Below are 15,949 nucleotides of genomic sequence, written 5' to 3'. Positions count from 1 at the left end.
CCAGGGTCGCGGTGTGCTCAGCCGGCGTCCTCGACGTCGGCGGTGGCGCCCGCCGGCGGCTGGTATGGCAGGCAGGTGCTGTGGTGCTGCTCGAAGCGCTGTTGGAACGGGGCGGCGAGCGGGTGGTTGCGCAGCGCCAGGATGTTCTCGTCGTTCTGCCGCAGCGCCCGGTAGGTGAGGTTGTGGCTGCCCGTGTAGAGCGTGGACTGGCCGCCCCGACGGATGATCATGAACTTCTCGTGCATCGGGACGCCACCGGCCTCGGTGTAGCCGCAGAGGTGCACCGGCATCGCGCGGGCGAGCTCCACCAGTGCCTTCATCGGCGGGCCGGCGTCGTGCGGTCGGCCCGACTTGGCGCCGGTGACGATCCGGACCTGGCAGCCCCGGCTCCGCGCGGCCTTCAGCTCCTTGACCACGGCGGTCCGTTGGATCCGGAAGTTCGCCAGGTCGATGCGGGTCCCTCCGGAGCAGTTGGTCGACCTCAACAGGCTGGCGATCGGGTCATTGCTCGCGCTGCCCGGCGTGCTCCCGGCGGCCTCCCTGCGGGGGAAGGTGTAGACGCGGTGTGCGCCGACCGTCGTGGTCCGGCCGTAGTTGGGGTTGTTCCGGCCGGAGGTGCCGTACCGCATGAGGTCGTTGAAGTAGTCGAGGTAGGTGCCGTAAAGGCCGGCGTGGCTGATGGTGATGGCGTTCTCGTAGGCCCGGTAGTGGTCGAGGTTCGCCGAGGAGACGTAGAGGACGTTGCGCGCCGTCCCGCCACCCGCCAGTCGCACGCTGGAGATGGTCATGAACTTGTCGTGCAGCAGCGGCGGATTGTGCAGCGGCGTCGCCTCCGTACGCTTGGTCACGCAGCCACGGGTCGACTGCCCGTCGGAGCGCCGCTGGCCGCACGTCACGAGCCGGACGTTGGGGATCGCCTTGAGCGCCGCGTAATGGGGCGTCCCGACCTGGCTGCCGTTGATGACGATCCGCACCCGTACGCCCCGGGCGGCGGCGCCGCGCAGGGCGTCGACGATCTCCTGCCGGTTGAAGAAGTAGAGGGTCAGGGAGAGCGTCGCCCCGGACGGGGCGGCGTTGACGAGCCGGCTGACGTGACCGACGAGCCCGCCGTGCATGTCGCTGTCGGTCTTCTGGTTGAACCAGGCGTAGTTGCGCACTTCGGAGGCGGCGATGGGGATCGCCGCCGCGGCGGCTGCCGGAGCCTTCCCCGTGGGGTCGGCCGCGTGGGCCGGGTTGATCGGCAGGGACAGCGCGGTCGTCGCGGCGACCGCCATGGCGAGGCCGCGGATGCCCGCACTTCTGCTCATCCGCCCCCCACCTTTTCGACCCGACGCGCCAGCGGATTCGACGAACATGAGATCGGCACCTCCCTGTTGTCCTGTCCAGCGGCTGGCCCCCGTTGGGTGGCGTCGGTGCCGGTGCTCGTCCAGGTGGACGATCCTGCCCGGGCCGCCTGGGTCCAGCCGCTGTCCGTGGATCGGAACAGGTGCGTCACCGCGCAACCGTCCCGCGTTGCCGTCAACGATCGCGGGGGGCCGTGGAAGCACCGTGTAAGAAACGTGGAAGGCTGCCGCCGGTCAGGGCCGACGGGTGCGGGCCAGGGTGCCTACGACGGCGAGGGAGGCGGCCGCCGCCCCGGCGAGCACCACGGCCATCGGCACGGCGCTGCCCTCGCCGCCCAGCCCTACCAGCGGCGCGGCCATCGCCCCCACCAGCGACTGGATGGTGCCGAGCAGGGCGGCGGCCGTGCCGGCGTGGGCGGGGTGCCGGTCCAGGGCGAGCGCGGTGCCGTTCGGCATCACCATGCCGAGGGATCCCATGAAGACGAAGAGCGCCACCGCCACCAGCGGCAGGCTGCCGAGCAGCGCGCCGGCGAGCAGGACGGCGGCGGCCAGCAGCCCCACGCCCATTGGGCGCAGCAGCAGGGTGCGGGGTGCGAAGCGGTCCAGCAGGCGGGCGTTGAGCTGGCCGGCGGCGACCAGGGCGAGCGCGTTGACGCCGAAGATGAGACTGAACGCGCCGGCCGAGACGCCGAAGACGTCCTGGAAGACGAAGGACGACCCGGAGATGTAGGCGAAGAGCGCGGCGAAGGCGAGGCCCTGCGCCAGCGCGTGCCCGAGGAAGATCCGGTCGGTGAAGAGCGAGCGGCCGGCGGCGGCCGTGGCGGCGAGGCCGCCGGTGCTGCGCCGCGAGGCGGGCAGCGTCTCCGGCAGCCGCCACGCGACGGCGGCGGCGAGCAGCGCGCCGATCACCGCGAGGGCGACGAAGACGGTACGCCAGTCCCCGTAGCGCAGCACCAGGCTGCCGAAGGCGGGCGCGGCCATCGGGGCGACGCCGAAGACCAGGGTGAGCCGGGAGAAGTACTTTGCGGCCTCGCGGCCGGCGTAGAGGTCACGCACGACGGCGCGGGCCACCACGACGCCCATGCCGCCGGCGAAGCCCTGCGCGAGCCGCGCGGCGGCCAGGGTCTCGGCCGACGGCACGGCCGCGCACACCAACGACAGCAGGGTGTACGCGGCGACGCCCACCAGCACGGGCCGGCGACGCCCGAAGCGGTCGCTGAGCGGGCCGGTGACGAGCTGGCCGAGCGCCATGCCGACGAGGCAGGTGGTCAGCGAGAGCTGGATCTGCGCCTGGCTGGCGGACAGTTCACGGGTCATCTCCGGGAACGCCGGCAGGTAGGTGTCCAGGGAGAGCGGCCCGAACGCGGTGAGCGTGCCGAGCAGCACCAGCAGCACGACGGCGGCCCGCCCGGTGGGCGCGGCGACGCGCTCGTCCGGTCGGACGGGCGGCGCGGTGGCGTGCGGCATGGCGGTCCCCTCACTGACGGCTCGGCCCGGCTACGATAGCTCTGACTACAGAGCTATTTCGGCGTCGGAAGGCCTGACTGTGACGGACGAGACGGTCGACCTGCTCGGCGGAGCGCTCGGTGACCTGCACCGGATGCTGCGCCGGACGGCCACCCAGCGGGTCGGCCGCACCGCCCTGCCGGACGCCCAGGTGGAGGTGCTGCGACTGGTGCAGCGGCGCCCGGGGATCGGCGTCCGCGAGGCCGCCGAGCGGCTGGGCACCGCGCCGAACACGGTCAGCACCCTCGTCGGCGAGCTGACCACCGCCGGGCTGCTGCACCGCGAGCGGGACCCGGCCGACCGGCGCACGATCCGGCTGGAGCTGACCGACGCGGCGCGGGAGCGGATGGCCGCGTACGGGCGGCACCGGCGCAACCTGCTCGCCGCCGCGCTGGCCGAGCTGGACGCCCCGGACCGCGAGACGCTGCTCGCCGCCGCCCCGGCGCTGCGCCGCCTCGCCGACCGGATGACGGGACGGGGCTGAGCCACCGGAACCGGAACGGCCGGTGGTTCGACGCTACGGTGACGGTGGACGGTGCCGGGTCGTGGGTGGAGGGTCGTCGGGTGATGGAACAGCGGATCAGCCTCGTGACGCTCGGCGTCGCCGACGTGGCCCGGGCACGCGCCTTCTACGAGCGGCTCGGCTGGCGCGGCCAGGAGGTCGAGGAGACCGTCTTCTTCCAGGCGGGCGGCCTCGCCCTGGTGCTGTGGAGCCGGGAGAAGCTGGCGGCCGACGCGGGCGTGCCCGACCGGGGCGCGGGCGGGTTCGGCGGGACGACGCTGGCGCAGAACGTCCGCTCCCGGGGCGAGGTCGACGAGCTGCTGACGGCGGCGGCCGACGCCGGGGCCGAGGTGACCGTGCCGGCACGCGAGACCTTCTACGGCGGCTACGCCGGCTGCTTCGCCGACCCCGACGGGCACGTCTGGGAGATCGCCTGGAACCCGGGCCTCCCCCTCGGCCCGGACGGCTCACTCACCGTCCCCGACCTCACGCCACCGGACTGAGTGGTCAGGAGGCGATGCGGCGGGGGTACGCGTCGGCTTCGCGCGCCCACTGCTCGGCGGCCACGGAGAGGGCGTCGGCGGAGACGGTGAGCGTCAACGGGTAGACCGCGCCGAGCGGCTGCCGCCGAATCCAGGGCGGCAGCGACCCGTACGAGAACTCGACGGTCAGCGCCAGTCGGCGCCGGCGCAGCACCCGGGCGCGGAAGGCCAGGTTCGGCTCGGTGAAGCGGGCCACTGCCAAGGGCTCCGCCGGGTCACCGGTCGTCTCCGCCTGCTGCCGCAGCCACCCCGCCAGCGCGTACGCCTCGGCCACCGTCAGGCAGGGTTCGAGGTGCGACCAGGCCTGCCCGTCGGCGGTGCGGGCGTCGGTCTCGACGAGCAGCCAGTCGTCCCAGTCCGCCGCCTCGTCCGGGTCGTCCGGCGGCCCGACCCCGGGCTGGTAGCCCACCGGCCGGATCCTCACCCGGGCACCGTCGTCGGAGCGGATCTCCATCCTGTCATCATGACCGATCCCGAGGCGCGTGATGGGGGCATCCCCGCAGCTCAGGGCGCTCCGACCGCCAGCACACCGGGCGCCGGCGCCCCGGTCAGCGCACCGGGTCGTGGGTGCCGCACGGCACGTCGGGCCGGCAGCGGCGCACCCGGTCGGCCGCCATCCGCCCGCCGACGGCCAGCCCGTGGCGCTCCACGGCGGCGAGCCCGTACGCGCTGCACGTCGGGGTGAAGCGGCACTGCCCGGGCCAGCGGTGCGACAGCCAGCGCCGGTAGCCAAGGATCGCGGCCCGCCCGGCCCGGTCCACCAGCGGCGCCCGCCCGGCGGCGACGGCCGGCGGTGCCGAGGTCCGGCCGGGCGACACGAGCCGGGCGCCCAGCGCGCCCAGGGTCAGCAGGGTGGAGAAGAGCCCCAGGTCGCAGCAGGGAATGTCGCAGTTGCAGGCGTCGCAGTTGTCGAAACGGCTCTTCTTCTTGCGACGCTGGTTGCTCGGGAGGTAGATCACAGGGAACATCATGCGACTTCCGCGCCACCCCGAATCTCTCGGATGGCGTTCCATCGCCTCGGTGGTGGCCGGCTCGATGGTGGCCGCCGAGTCGGTCCGCCAGCGAAGGGACCGTACGACGCTGTCGAGCTGAGTCGGCTGTGACATCAGGTGGTGGTGTCCGGCCCGCTGTGCCACCAGAGGGCGGCGAATCGTCTACGACATCAGCTCGACAGCGTTGCGCACGTGAGCCCTCGCCCCGACCGGGAGTGCCGCGGAGCCGAGGGGTGCCGCGGAGCCGGGTGCGGACACCCGCCGAGCCGTCAGCGCCAGACCGTGCGGCGCACTCCGTCGTGCCCGGCGCAGGCGTCGCGCCGCCCACCGGTGAGGCTGACCGAGCCGTCGCCGCACTGCACCAGGTGGCCCCGGCCGGCCCAGAACTCGGGTACGCAGTCGAACCAGTCGCAGATTTCGACGGCCGGCCTGCGGATGCGCTCGCCGCCGCAGAAGTCGTACCCCATCGGGTTGGTCGGGGCGCCGCAGCGCCGCTCGCGGGCGGGCGTCGGCGTGGGTGCGGTGGTGCCACGTCGCGGCTTCGAGGCGGCGGGCGGCACCTTCGCCTGCGCGGCCGGGAGGGCGACCGGCGGGGCGACGAAGGTCGGCGCGGGAGTCGCGGCGACGGCGACCTCCGAGCCGGTCGGGTCGGCGGGATCGGTGTCCAGCAGGGCGGCGGGCACCAGCAGGGCGATGCCGGCGGCGACGGCCACGGTGCGCCGGCCGCCGGGCACGAACGCGAAGGGCTGGGCCTGCGCCGGGGTCGCGATCTGCGGCCGGAACGGCTTGAGCTGCGCGTGCTCGGCGATCGCCTCGTCGAGCTGGTCGAGCACCGCGCCGCGCTGCTCGATGGCGTCGGCGAAGGCCAGGGTCAGCTTGAACCGGAAGTCGGCGGCGACGTCCGCCGGGAGCATCAGCCCGGAGGTGCGCCGCCGGTCCAGCACCTGCATGAGAGTGACGGGCGCGTGCGGGTCGTGGGCCAGGCCGGTCATCCTCCCGTACGCCCAGTCGCGCCGGCCGCGACCGCCGAGCAGCACCAGCCGGCGGTTGGTGATCACCGCCATGCCGGCGTCGGCGACCCGGACGCCGTCCGGCCTGCGGGGCCGCGGCGGCGCGGCCGCCGGGGCGACCGTCAGGTCGGGCGCGGGCAGCACGGTGGTGTGTCGTACCTCCACCAGCTGCGCGGCCGGCAGCACCCAGAACACCACCTCGTCGGGCGCGAGCTCCAGCGCCAGGCCGGCGCCCGCCGCGGCCGAGCCCTGGAACTCCTCGGCGAGGGTACGCAGGCGGCGCAGTTCGTCGTCGCGTCTTCGCCATGCCTTGTCGGCGCTGCGGAACTCCCGCCGCCGCCGTTCGTTCTGCCGGTGCACCCACCGGTACCGCCACGTGGAACCCGTCGAATCAGTCCTTGCCATGCCGACTCCTTCGCCGCGCAGGCCACCAACCGGGGTGTCACAACCGTCAACGGTGACAACGGCCCACGGGGACACGCCGCAACGGGCAAAATGGCCGAACGGCGGGCGAAAACGGGCGATAGGTGGATTTCGTCGAGTCGATTCGCGTCGTCGGGCGTGTCGACGGCGCGCGGGGCAGACCCGACGGCGCGTCGCGCGCCGACCGATGGCGGCAGGGACCGGCCGCCCCGGCCGTGAACGCGGTCGCGCCCGCCCGATCGCGGTGACCGGACGGGCGCGAACGATCGCGGGTCAGTGGCGGCGGCCCTCCCCCACCCGGTAACTGCGCAGGTTCGGGTCGGCCTTGATCTGCGCCTCCGTGTATTTGATCGTGTCCCAGCCCTTGCCCGAGTAGAGCCGGGTCTGGTCGCCGTACCAGGGCGAGTTCGGGTTGCTCGACTGCGAGTAGGTGAGGATCTGCCGCCCCGAGGGGCCGTTGCGGCCCAGCTCGACGGCCATCACGAAGGACGAGCCGTGCACCACCTTCGGGTAGCCGACGCCCGGCGCCAACGGACCGATGATCATGTTGAACACGCCGGCCTCGGCGCGTCCGCCGTGGATCGGGATGCGCCGGTCGCCACGCGGCTCGGTCTGGATGTCGCCCAGGCGCGCGTCGAGCGGGATGCCGGCGAGCTTGCGGACGGCGTCGGCGAGCGCGGTGAGCACGCGCGGGTCGGCGGTGATCAGCCGGCTCGGGGTGCGCACCGGGTCGGCGGCGTCGAACGCGTCGGCGAACCGGATGCCGCCGGACAGGGCGAACTCCGTGAACAGGTGCGCGCCGCGGCTGTCCAGGTCGACGCGCAGGTCCCAGCCCTTCAGCGCCGCGCAGGCCCCCCGCAGGTCGACAGTGCTCCCGTCGGAGGCGGTCGCGGTGGGCTGCGCGGCGCACAACGCCACCAGGTCGTCGCGCAGCAGTTCGCCGCCGTACGCGCGGTTGCCGAAGACCGTCTGCCAGAGCCGGGACGTGGTGTAGCCCCGCCCGGGCAGCCCGTCGGTGCCGGCGAGGCGCTCCCGCACCTGCTCCAGGCCGAGGCGCGTACGCAGGCTGCGCTCGGTGCGCTCGTTGCCGACGATGCGCGGGAAGCCCTCCAGCGGCGCCTCCGGGTTGGCCAGCCAGTGGCTGTCGTTGGAGTTGGTCACGTAGTCGGCGCGGAACCGGATCGGCAGGTTGGCCGGGCCGAGGATGCCGGGCACCGCCGCGTCGCGGTCGCGGCCCAGCGCACAGGCCGACCGGGAGCCGTCGAGGACGGCCTGGCCGCTGCTGGCGTAGAGCGGCTGGAACGGCGCGGGGATGCAGGCGGCGGCCAGCTCGTCGGTGACCCGGGGCACCACTGAGTGGTCGGCGTAGAGCGCCTCGCCACGGGCGTCGGCGGCGATGACGTTCACCCAGGGCAGGAACTGGCGCCGGTCGAGGACCTGCTTCAGCTCGCGGACGGTCTTCGCCCGGCCCATCTCGAGCCAGCCGTCGAACGCCCGGTTGTTTGTCGCGTTGACGTCGGTGATCGCGTACGCGGCGGTGGTGGTCCAGTCGAAGGTGCCGGGGACGACGACCACCGGACCGAAGTGGGTGTCGTGGAAGGTGCGGCTGACCGGCACCGTGCCGCCACCCGGGGCGGGCACCCGGACGGTGACCGTGCGGGTGGCCATCTTCCGGGCCCGGCCGTCCACGTAGTACGACGTCGGGTCGCCGGGGACCAGCGCGAGCCGGTGCCAGACGAAGCGGCGGGCGGTGGAGACGGTGTGGCTCCAGGCGAGGGTGCGGTTGTGCCCGATCTCGATGATCGGGTCGCCGATGAGCGCCGCGCCCTCCACGTCGTAGCGGCCCGGGACCTTCAGGTGCATCCGGTAGAAGCGTTCCGCCCCCTCCCACGGGAAGTGCGGGTTGGCCAGCACCATCCCGCCGCCGTGCGTGGTGGCCCGCGCGCCCAGCCCGTACGCGTTGCTGCCGACGCCGGCGGGCGCGCCGTCGCGGGCGGCGACGACCGCCGCGGCGCCCGGCGCGTCGAGGGCGGCGGCCGGGCCGGTGGCCGTGGGCGGGGCGGCGGCGACGATCCCGTCGAGCACCGCCCGCGAGCCGGCCCGCACCATGCTGGCCCAGCTCGCGCGCCACATGTCCAGCTCGGTCAGCGGACGCACCCACGGCTTGCCCCGGCAGGCCGGGTCGGTCAGGTTCGCCGCGCCGGTGCGGCGCAGATAGCTGTTGTAGCCGGCGACGAAGCCACGGATCTGGTCACGGACCTCGTCGGACGGCGAGTGCACGCCGTCGCGGGGCCCCTGCAGCAGCCGCTCCGCCGTGCCGTCGTCGATCGCCTTGCGGAAGAACAGGTCGCTGCGGACGTTCGCGTCCGTGGGGCCCGCCGCTCCGAAGTAGCGGGACCGCTCGGCGTTGACCGTGACGGCCTTCTCCGCGATGACGCAGATGTTGTCCTCGGCTTGGACGTGGCCGACGCCGAAGCCGAGGCTGGCGAAGGTGCGGGCGGTGATGTGCGGGACGCCGTACGACGCCCGGCGGATCTCCGCCGAGTAGCCGCCGTCATGGTGCCGCGCGGCGGCCGGCGGTACGCCGGCGACCGCTGTGGTGGCGACCGTGGCGAGGGCGGTGACCAGTGCGCAGAGCGGCCTTGGCCTCATCGGGACTTCCTCCCGTCCGGTGGACGTGTGAGAAGTTCACACGACCGGCATTCTCGCCGGGCGCGGGCATGCCGAGGAAGACCCGACCGGGAAACCGGGTTGTTCCCCCTACGGACCCCCCGGACGCTGGGTAACGTCGGCGGCAGCCAGGGCCGACGAGGGGGTGGGACCGGTGGGCGACCCGCTCCGCCCGGTGGTGATCGGCGTCGACATCGGCACCACAAGCACCAAGGCGGTCGCGTACGACCTGGACGGTCTCCTGCTCGCCCACCACTCGGTCGGCTACCCCCTCGACGAACCATTCCCCGGCTACGCGGAGCAGGACGCGCGGCACATCCACGCGGCGGTGCTGGAGTCGTTGCGCGTGGTCGTGGCGGAGCTGGACCGGCCGGTCGCCGGGCTCTCCTTCGGCACGGCGATGCACAGCCTGATCGGCCTGGACCCGGACGGCCGCCCGCTCACCCCGTCGGTCACCTGGGCCGACTCGCGGGCCAGCCGGCAGGCCGAACGGCTGCGCGCGGTTCCGTCCGGGCTGGCGCTGCACCGCCGCACCGGCACCCCGGTCCATCCGATGGCGCCGCTGCCCAAGCTGCTCTGGTTCGCCGAGCAGGAGCCGGTGCTGTTCGGGCGGGCGGCGTACTGGGTGGGCATCAAGGACTGGGTGCTGCTGCGGCTGTGCGACGCGCTGGTGACCGACCACTCGGTCGCCTCCGCCACCGGGCTGATGGACATGCACCAGCTCTCCTGGGACGAAGAGGCGCTCGACGTCGCCGGGATCTCCGCGGAGCAGTTGCCGGAGCTGGTCCCCACCACCACCGTGCTGCCCGGCCTCACCGCCGAGGCCGCCGCGGCGACCGGGCTGCCCCGGGACACGAAGGTGGTCGTCGGCGCCGGGGACGGCCCGCTGGCCAACCTCGGGCTCGGCGCGGTCGCCCCGGGCGTGATGGCCTGCACGATCGGCACCAGCGGCGCGATGCGGGTCATGGTGGAGCGCCCCGGCGTCGACCCGCTCGGCGGGGTGTTCTGCTACGCGCTGACCGAGCAACGCTGGGTGGTCGGCGGGGCGATCAACAACGGCGGCGTCGTGCTGGAGTGGACCGGCGACGCGCTCGCCCCGGAGCTGGGCGAGGAGGCCGAGGAGGAGCTGCTGGCGCAGGCCGCGCTGGCGCCGGTCGGCTCCGGCGGTCTGATCATGCTGCCGTACCTGCTCAGCGAGCGCGCCCCGCACTGGAGCGCGCTGCCGCGCGGCGCGTACGTGGGGCTGACCCACGGGCACCGCCGGGCGCACCTGGTGCGGGCCGCGTTGGAGGGCGTCTGCCAGCAGTTGGCGCTGGTGCTGGCCTCGGTGCGGGCCGCCGGCAACGAGGTCCGGGAGATTCGCGCCAGCGGCGGCTTCGCGCGCAGCCCACTGTGGCGGCAGATGCTGGCCGACGTGCTCGGCGTGCCGGTGCACTTTCCCGCCACGCGGGAGGGCTCCGGCTTCGGCGCGGCGCTGCTCGGCATGGAGGCGCTGGGGCTGATCCCCTCCATCGAGGTCGCCGCCCACCTGGTGCACATCGAGGAAACGGCACGCCCGGATCCGGCCGCCGCCGCCACCTACGCCGCCCTGCTGCCGCTCTTCGCCGGGCTCTACGACGCGTTGGTTCCCACGTTCACCTCGCTGCGCCGCCTCGCCCCGGGCCTGACCCCGGCACCGGCACCGGCACCACCGAAGCGGTAGGGCACCGCCCCGCCCCGGGGCCTGACCCGCCGGGACGGGCCGGGCGCCGTGACGCCCGGCCGGCCCCGTCAGGGAGCCTCGACCCCGGAGATCAGGTAGCGGTGCACCTCCGCGCCGCGGATCGCCACCGCCTGCTCCGTCGAGGGGCCGGAGCCCCGGAAGTCGAGCAGCTGCTCCTCGGACTCCCAGCGCTCGTAGACGTTGATCCGCCCCGGCTCGACCAGGTCCGCGCCGATCGCGAAGTCGACGCAGCCCGGCGCGGACCGCGCCTGCCGGACGACCTCCACGCAGTCGGCCAGGTAGGCGTCCCGCTGGTCCTGGTCGACGTAGAGACTGCCGGCGACGATGAACACTGCTGACCTCCGGGGACGGCCGCGCGTCAGGCGCGGGTGATGGCGTTGGCGTGGATGGCCTCGCCCAGGTACGCGGCCATCCCCGGCCTGATCTTCTCGAAGTACGCGGTGAACCGCTCGTCCGCCACGTACATGTCGGCCAACCCGGTGTGGATCTCGTACGGGCAGTCGTAGAACCAGCGGCTGATCAGCTGCCGGTGCTCCTCGGCCAGGTCCATGGCCGCCGGCCCGTCCGCGGGCGCCCCGGATGCCATCACCTCGACGAACCGCCGCGCCCAGTCCTCGTTCTCGGCCTTGTTCCGCTGCCAGTCGTCCTTGGTGTAGCGGGCGACCCGCTCGTTCGACTGGCGGTACGCGTCGGTGTCGCCCCAGCGCTGCTCGACCTCCTCGGTGTGCGCGTCCGGGTCGAAGTCGCCGAAGACCTCGAACCGCTCCTGCGGGGTGAGTGGGATGTTCAACTTGCTCGCCTCCATCGCGAACTCGATCGCCGCGACCATCTCCTGGAGCTTCCTGATCCGTACGGACAGCAGCTCGTGCTGGCGACGCAGGTGCGCCGCCCGGTCACTCGCCGGGTCGTCGAGGATCGCGGCGATCTCCTCCAGCGGGAACCCCAGCTCCCGGTAGTAGCGGATGTGCTGCAACCGGTCCAGGTCGGCGTCGTCGTAGCGCCGGTAGCCGGTGCTGCTGCGGTCACTGGGCGAGAGCAGCCCGATCCCGTCGTAGTGGTGCAGCGTGCGCACGGTCACGCCGGCCGCCTTCGCGACCTGTCCCACCGTGTAGGCCATGGTTCCCTCCCTTCCGCCACCGAGGCTCCCGCCTGCCGTTACGTGAGGGTCAAGCCCGATCCATTCTGCGCCTCGCCGGCCGGCGCATTCGCCGTCCCGGGCCGGGTCGGGGCGGTTCCCGGGGCGCTGCCGGCCGGAGACGACGGTGCGGGCCGCCCGAGGATCGGGCGGCCCGCACGGTCACTGCAGTCAGGCGGTCAGGCGGTCAGGCGGTCAGGCGGTCAGGCGGTCACCAGCGGCGGCCGTCCGGCCAGGCGTCGTACGGGCGGGCCGACAGGATCGGGTCCCAGCCCGTGCTGGCCGGGGCGTCGGCCAGGTGTGGCTTGATGTCCGCGCCGCTGCCGTCGAACGGGCTGGCGTCGAGGTAGGTGAGGACCTGCCCCGAGTCGAGCCGCTTGTGGTAGAGGCCACCGCCCGGGCTGAACAGCGACTTCGTGTCGCCCCAACCGCTCGCGGCCAGATCTGTGGGCGTCCACGTCCCGGCCGCGTCGATGACGTACGTCAGCAGCTTGCCGCCGCTGGTCGTGCCGAGGATGCGGCCCGGGCCGGGCGCGGCCAGGGAGGTCAACGTGAAGTTGCCGGTGATCGACTTCGCGTTGACGATGTCGGCGTAGACGGGCTTCGGCTTGGTCACCGTGTAGCGGCGCAGGGCGGCGCCGGCGAGGCCGTAGAGCGAGCCGTTCCCGTCGTAGGCCAGCCGGTCGTGCGTCCATCCGCCCGACAGGGATTCCGTCCTGGTGAAGGTCAGCGGGTCGGTGCCGGTGACGTCCACCCGGTAGAGCTGCCCCTCGGCGCTGGTCACCAGGAGGGTGTCGGCGTTGAGAGCGGCCATCGCCTTCGGGGTGATGCCGAGCGGCTCCGCCGAGACAACCGTGCGCCGCGCGCCGGTCGCCGGGTCGAACGTCGTGTGCGACAGCCGCCCATCCGGCTTCGTGCCGAAGACCGACACGACGCCAGCCCAGGGCCGCGCGGAGATAAGCCGGTGCGCACTCCACGCGCCCACCGTGACGCGGGCAGCGCCCTCGAAGACGAGGTCCGCGCCACTGCCGTCGTACGGGTTGGCGTCACGGTAGCGCTGGAGCCCTCCGACCGGGTGCAGGACGTAGTAGACGCCGCCACCGGGCGAGGTCAGGATGGTGGGCTGGTCCCAGCCGGTGGTCTTCAGGTCGGCGCGCACCCACGCGTTGGCGCCGCTGCCATTGATCTTGTAGGAGATCAGGTACCCGGTGCTGAGGGTGCCGAGGATCCGCCCGGCACCAGGCGAGGCGAGCGTCTTCAGGCCGAAGCCGCTGCTGATCGTGGTGTAGGTGCCGATCTGGGCCAGCGTCGGCTTTGCGCTGGTCACGGTGTAGCGCCGCAGCGACGAGCCGGAGAAGATGCCGTACAGCGAGCCGTAGCCGTCGTAGACGAGCCGGTCGTGGGTCCAACCGTCGCCCAGCAGCGTCATCGTGTAGGTCAGCTCGACGGCGTCCGCGACGTCCACCCGGTGCAGGTTGCCGACCTGGTCGGTCATCAGGATGGTGTCGGCGTTGAGCGTGGCCATCGCCTTGGGCTGGAAGGGCAGCGCCGCGGCGGCCGTACGGGTGGCGCGCACCGTGTCGACGCCCGTGTCGAGCGCGTGCGAGACCAGCCGGAAGTCGGTGCCGTCCTGCACGACGGCGAAGAGGTGGACGTCGGCGGTCTGCCAGCGGATCCACTGTTCGAGGTCGTCGACCCGGGTGGCGGTGGCGCCGTCGCGGGTCTCGGTCTCGCCCAGGCACCCCTTCTGCCACGAGGTGTTGACGATCGCGACCAGTTGGGTGCCGTCGCGGAACGCCGGTCCGCCCGCGTCGCCCTTGCAGAGGGTCGCGCCGGCCGACGCGCCGAGCAGGCCGATCGACGCGGCGTCGACGTCCTGCACGGTGAACGAGCCCTGGTGCAGGCGATCCGGCACCCATTCGGTGGCCGTCCGGCCGTAGCCGGTGACCTGGAGCGTCTCGGCGGCCGACGGCGGCGTGCTGGCGAGCGTCACCGGCGGCACGTCGGTCACCGGGGCCGCGAGGCGGACCAGGGCGACGTTACGGTCCGGATGCGGGGCGACCGCCGCCACCACACGTTGGTGGCCGGCGGTGCCGGTGAGGTCCGCGCGACCCACCACCACCGTGCTCGGCCGGCTGGGGGCGCCGGCGGCGACCGGCGCGCTGCCCTCGGCGAAGCAGCTCTTCGCCGTCAGGACCCAGTCGGAGTCGACGAGCGCCCCCGAGCAGGCGCGGAGATCGCCGAAGGTGACCTTGGCGCTGAACCGGTAGGTGCCGTCCGGGACCGGCTGGGCCCCCGTGACGGCCTGGGCGGAGGCCCCGCCCAGCAGGCCCGCCGTGACCGTGGCGGCGAGCAGGGCGGCGCCCCATCTACGCGTTCGGTGAACTGACAATGCATCCCCCGTGAGTTGAGCAGACTCGTGCCCGAACCGACCGCAGCCGATTCGATCTCGGTGGATGCTATCGGGGCTGCCACGGCGGGGAGACCCCTGCGCGCATAGGCGTCCGAGACGGGACAAGAGGGCCGTCGGGTGCGGGTCGTCAGTGCTCCTCCGACGCGGGACCGTCGGCGGCGTCCCCGGTCTCGTCGCCAGCGGCGACCGGCGGTCCGCCGTGCGTCCACGGTGTCTCGTCGACCGCCGGGAACGCCCCCGCCGGCATGAACGCGTCCGACAGCGTGGTGTAGCAGAGCCGCTCCCCCACCTCGGGCACGCTGCCCGGCGGCGCGGTCAGCCCCCGGCCCATCCCGCCGGAGAGCTCCAGCACCACCTCGGTCTTGCCGTCCGCCGCCGGGGTCACGAAGACCACCCGGGCCTTCTGCGCCGGCCGGGCCGGCGAGTACAGCGTCGCGCCGACCGGCACCGCCACCGGCTCGGTGGTGACCAGCTGGATCCGGGGGCGCAGCACCGGCCGCTTCCCGGTGTCGTCCACCCGCTTCGGGTCCGCCAGGGTCACCTCGCCGACGAAGGCCTCACCGGTCAGCCGGTGCTCCGCCATCACCAGCGGGTCGTCGTAGGCGCGCTGCACCGCGTAGGAGGTCAGGGCCCGTTCCAGCCGGTGCAGCCGCTGGGCGGCGGCGACCGCCCCGTCCCGGCGGGGTTGCGGCGCGCCGCCGGAGTCGACGTGCTCGGCGTAGCCGGTGAAGGCGTCCTTGTCGCCGTCCCACCGGCCGGCCACCCGGGCGCCCGGAGGCAGGCCGCGCAGCAGCCCCACGCCGCGCCACATCAGCTCCCAGGTGGGCGCGAGCTGGTCGCGCAGCAGCCGTTCCAGCTCCGCGTACGCCCCGGCGCGCGCGACCGGGTCGTCCTCGGCGGCGGCGTACGCGGCGACGGCCGGGGCGAGCCACCGGTTGTCGAAGTCCGGGTCGGTGGCCGGGCCGGCGGGTGGGCAGGTCGCCGGGTCCTCGGCCCGGGCCGCCGCCTCGGGGCCGGTGAGCCCGGCGGGCGGGTCGATCCAGCCGAGCAGCGCCGGCAGGTGCAGGTCCTCCACCACGCTCTGCCCGGTGGCCCAGTGCAGGGCCAGCGCGTCGGTCATCGCCAGCAGCGCCGACGAGCCGGGGTGCTCGGCCCGCTCGGCGAAGAAGGTCAGCCAGCGCCCCAGCACCGGCACCGACGGGTGCACCGGATAGTCCCCGTCGGGCCGGCGGAAGCGGGTGGAGCGGCCGAACAGCCGCAGGAAGGTGATCCCGGCGGGGTTCGGCACCAGCAGCTGCGGGGCGTCGACGTGGCGGTACCGCACGTCCCTGCCCCGGTCGACCGGCACCGCCTCGGAGACGCCCCGGAAACCGTCCAGGTAGGGCAGCACGATCCCGGCCAGCTCGGCGGCGAACGCGAACCGCTGGTCACGGTTGCGGGGCTGCGGCACGATCAGCAGCCGCGCCGCGTCCGGGGCGTCGCCGACCAGCGCCGCCAGCGGCGCGTTGGCCTCGCCGGCCATCGCCAGGGGCACCAGCACCAACGGCCGCCCGGACAGGTGCAGGTGCCGGACGGTCGCCACCGGCTGGGCCACCCCGGCGGCGAGCGCCTGGGCCCGGGCGAGCGCGCGCAGCGTACTCACGCCAGCCCGCCCCGCCCGGCGGCCGACGCCCGGGCAGCGACGGAGTCG

At 74.0% G+C, this 15,949-nt stretch carries 13 protein-coding genes; 3 read left to right on the top strand and 10 right to left on the bottom strand.

Annotated elements, in window-relative coordinates; all coding sequences use genetic code 11:
* Nucleotides 1-17: 17 nt before the first annotated feature.
* Complete coding sequence (locus ACGFNF_RS12445; protein ID WP_393167590.1) at nt 18-1,307, bottom strand: phosphatidylserine/phosphatidylglycerophosphate/cardiolipin synthase family protein; 1,290 nt, start codon at nt 1,305-1,307, stop codon at nt 18-20.
* Between the two features lie 270 nt (nt 1,308-1,577).
* Nucleotides 1,578-2,810 (bottom strand): multidrug effflux MFS transporter, encoded by a 1,233-nt coding sequence (locus ACGFNF_RS12440; protein ID WP_393167588.1) that lies wholly within the window; start codon nt 2,808-2,810, stop codon nt 1,578-1,580.
* A gap of 133 nt (nt 2,811-2,943) precedes the next feature.
* On the opposite strand from ACGFNF_RS12440, the gene ACGFNF_RS12435 reads away from it, so the two are divergent.
* Together ACGFNF_RS12435 and ACGFNF_RS12430 are read left to right on the top strand one after the other, a co-directional pair.
* Nucleotides 2,944-3,333, top strand: a complete 390-nt coding sequence (locus ACGFNF_RS12435) for a MarR family winged helix-turn-helix transcriptional regulator (RefSeq protein WP_393167805.1) — start codon at nt 2,944-2,946, stop codon at nt 3,331-3,333.
* 83 nt (nt 3,334-3,416) lie between these two features.
* Entirely contained in the window at nt 3,417-3,854 is a 438-nt protein-coding gene (locus tag ACGFNF_RS12430; RefSeq protein WP_393167586.1) for a VOC family protein, read from the top strand.
* Nucleotides 3,855-3,858: 4 nt separating this feature from the next.
* On the opposite strand, the gene ACGFNF_RS12425 is transcribed toward ACGFNF_RS12430, so the two are convergent.
* From ACGFNF_RS12425 to ACGFNF_RS12410, 4 genes are all read right to left on the bottom strand, one after another.
* Nucleotides 3,859-4,347, bottom strand: a complete 489-nt coding sequence (locus tag ACGFNF_RS12425; RefSeq protein WP_393167584.1) for a hypothetical protein — start codon at nt 4,345-4,347, stop codon at nt 3,859-3,861.
* A gap of 94 nt (nt 4,348-4,441) precedes the next feature.
* Nucleotides 4,442-4,861, bottom strand: a complete 420-nt coding sequence (yidD, locus tag ACGFNF_RS12420; RefSeq protein WP_393167803.1) for a membrane protein insertion efficiency factor YidD — start codon at nt 4,859-4,861, stop codon at nt 4,442-4,444.
* A 293-nt stretch (nt 4,862-5,154) separates the two neighbouring features.
* Nucleotides 5,155-6,300 carry a hypothetical protein gene (locus ACGFNF_RS12415; RefSeq protein WP_393167582.1) on the bottom strand — a complete coding sequence of 382 codons (1,146 nt, stop codon included), beginning with the start codon at nt 6,298-6,300 and terminating at the stop codon, nt 5,155-5,157.
* Between the two features lie 291 nt (nt 6,301-6,591).
* Nucleotides 6,592-8,970: an acylase gene (locus ACGFNF_RS12410; protein WP_393167580.1), complete on the bottom strand. Its 2,379-nt coding sequence runs from the start codon at nt 8,968-8,970 to the stop codon at nt 6,592-6,594.
* A 172-nt stretch (nt 8,971-9,142) separates the two neighbouring features.
* On the opposite strand from ACGFNF_RS12410, the gene ACGFNF_RS12405 reads away from it, so the two are divergent.
* The gene (locus ACGFNF_RS12405) at nt 9,143-10,690 is read left to right on the top strand and encodes a gluconokinase (protein ID WP_393167578.1); all 1,548 of its coding nucleotides are present in this window, start codon (nt 9,143-9,145) and stop codon (nt 10,688-10,690) included.
* 68 nt (nt 10,691-10,758) lie between these two features.
* Here the strand turns inward: ACGFNF_RS12405 and ACGFNF_RS12400 are convergent, their stop codons facing one another.
* The 4 genes from ACGFNF_RS12400 to ACGFNF_RS12385 all read right to left on the bottom strand — a co-directional run bounded on the left by ACGFNF_RS12400 (nt 10,759) and on the right by ACGFNF_RS12385 (nt 15,901).
* Entirely contained in the window at nt 10,759-11,043 is a 285-nt protein-coding gene (locus tag ACGFNF_RS12400; RefSeq protein ID WP_393167576.1) for a putative quinol monooxygenase, read from the bottom strand.
* 26 nt (nt 11,044-11,069) lie between these two features.
* Entirely contained in the window at nt 11,070-11,828 is a 759-nt protein-coding gene (locus ACGFNF_RS12395; protein WP_357576494.1) for a MerR family transcriptional regulator, read from the bottom strand.
* A 229-nt stretch (nt 11,829-12,057) separates the two neighbouring features.
* A complete protein-coding gene (locus ACGFNF_RS12390; RefSeq protein ID WP_393167574.1) occupies nt 12,058-14,238 on the bottom strand; it encodes a S1 family peptidase in 2,181 nt (726 codons plus the stop codon).
* 148 nt (nt 14,239-14,386) lie between these two features.
* Nucleotides 14,387-15,901 carry a hypothetical protein gene (locus tag ACGFNF_RS12385; RefSeq protein ID WP_393167572.1) on the bottom strand — a complete coding sequence of 505 codons (1,515 nt, stop codon included), beginning with the start codon at nt 15,899-15,901 and terminating at the stop codon, nt 14,387-14,389.
* Nucleotides 15,902-15,949 lie beyond the last annotated feature (48 nt).

This window comes from Micromonospora sp. NPDC048868, assembly GCF_043198195.1.
Taxonomy (GTDB): domain Bacteria; phylum Actinomycetota; class Actinomycetes; order Mycobacteriales; family Micromonosporaceae; genus Micromonospora; species Micromonospora reichwaldensis.
The sequence above is the reverse complement of the archived record's forward strand: the minus strand, read 5'-3'. Positions and strand labels throughout refer to the sequence as shown.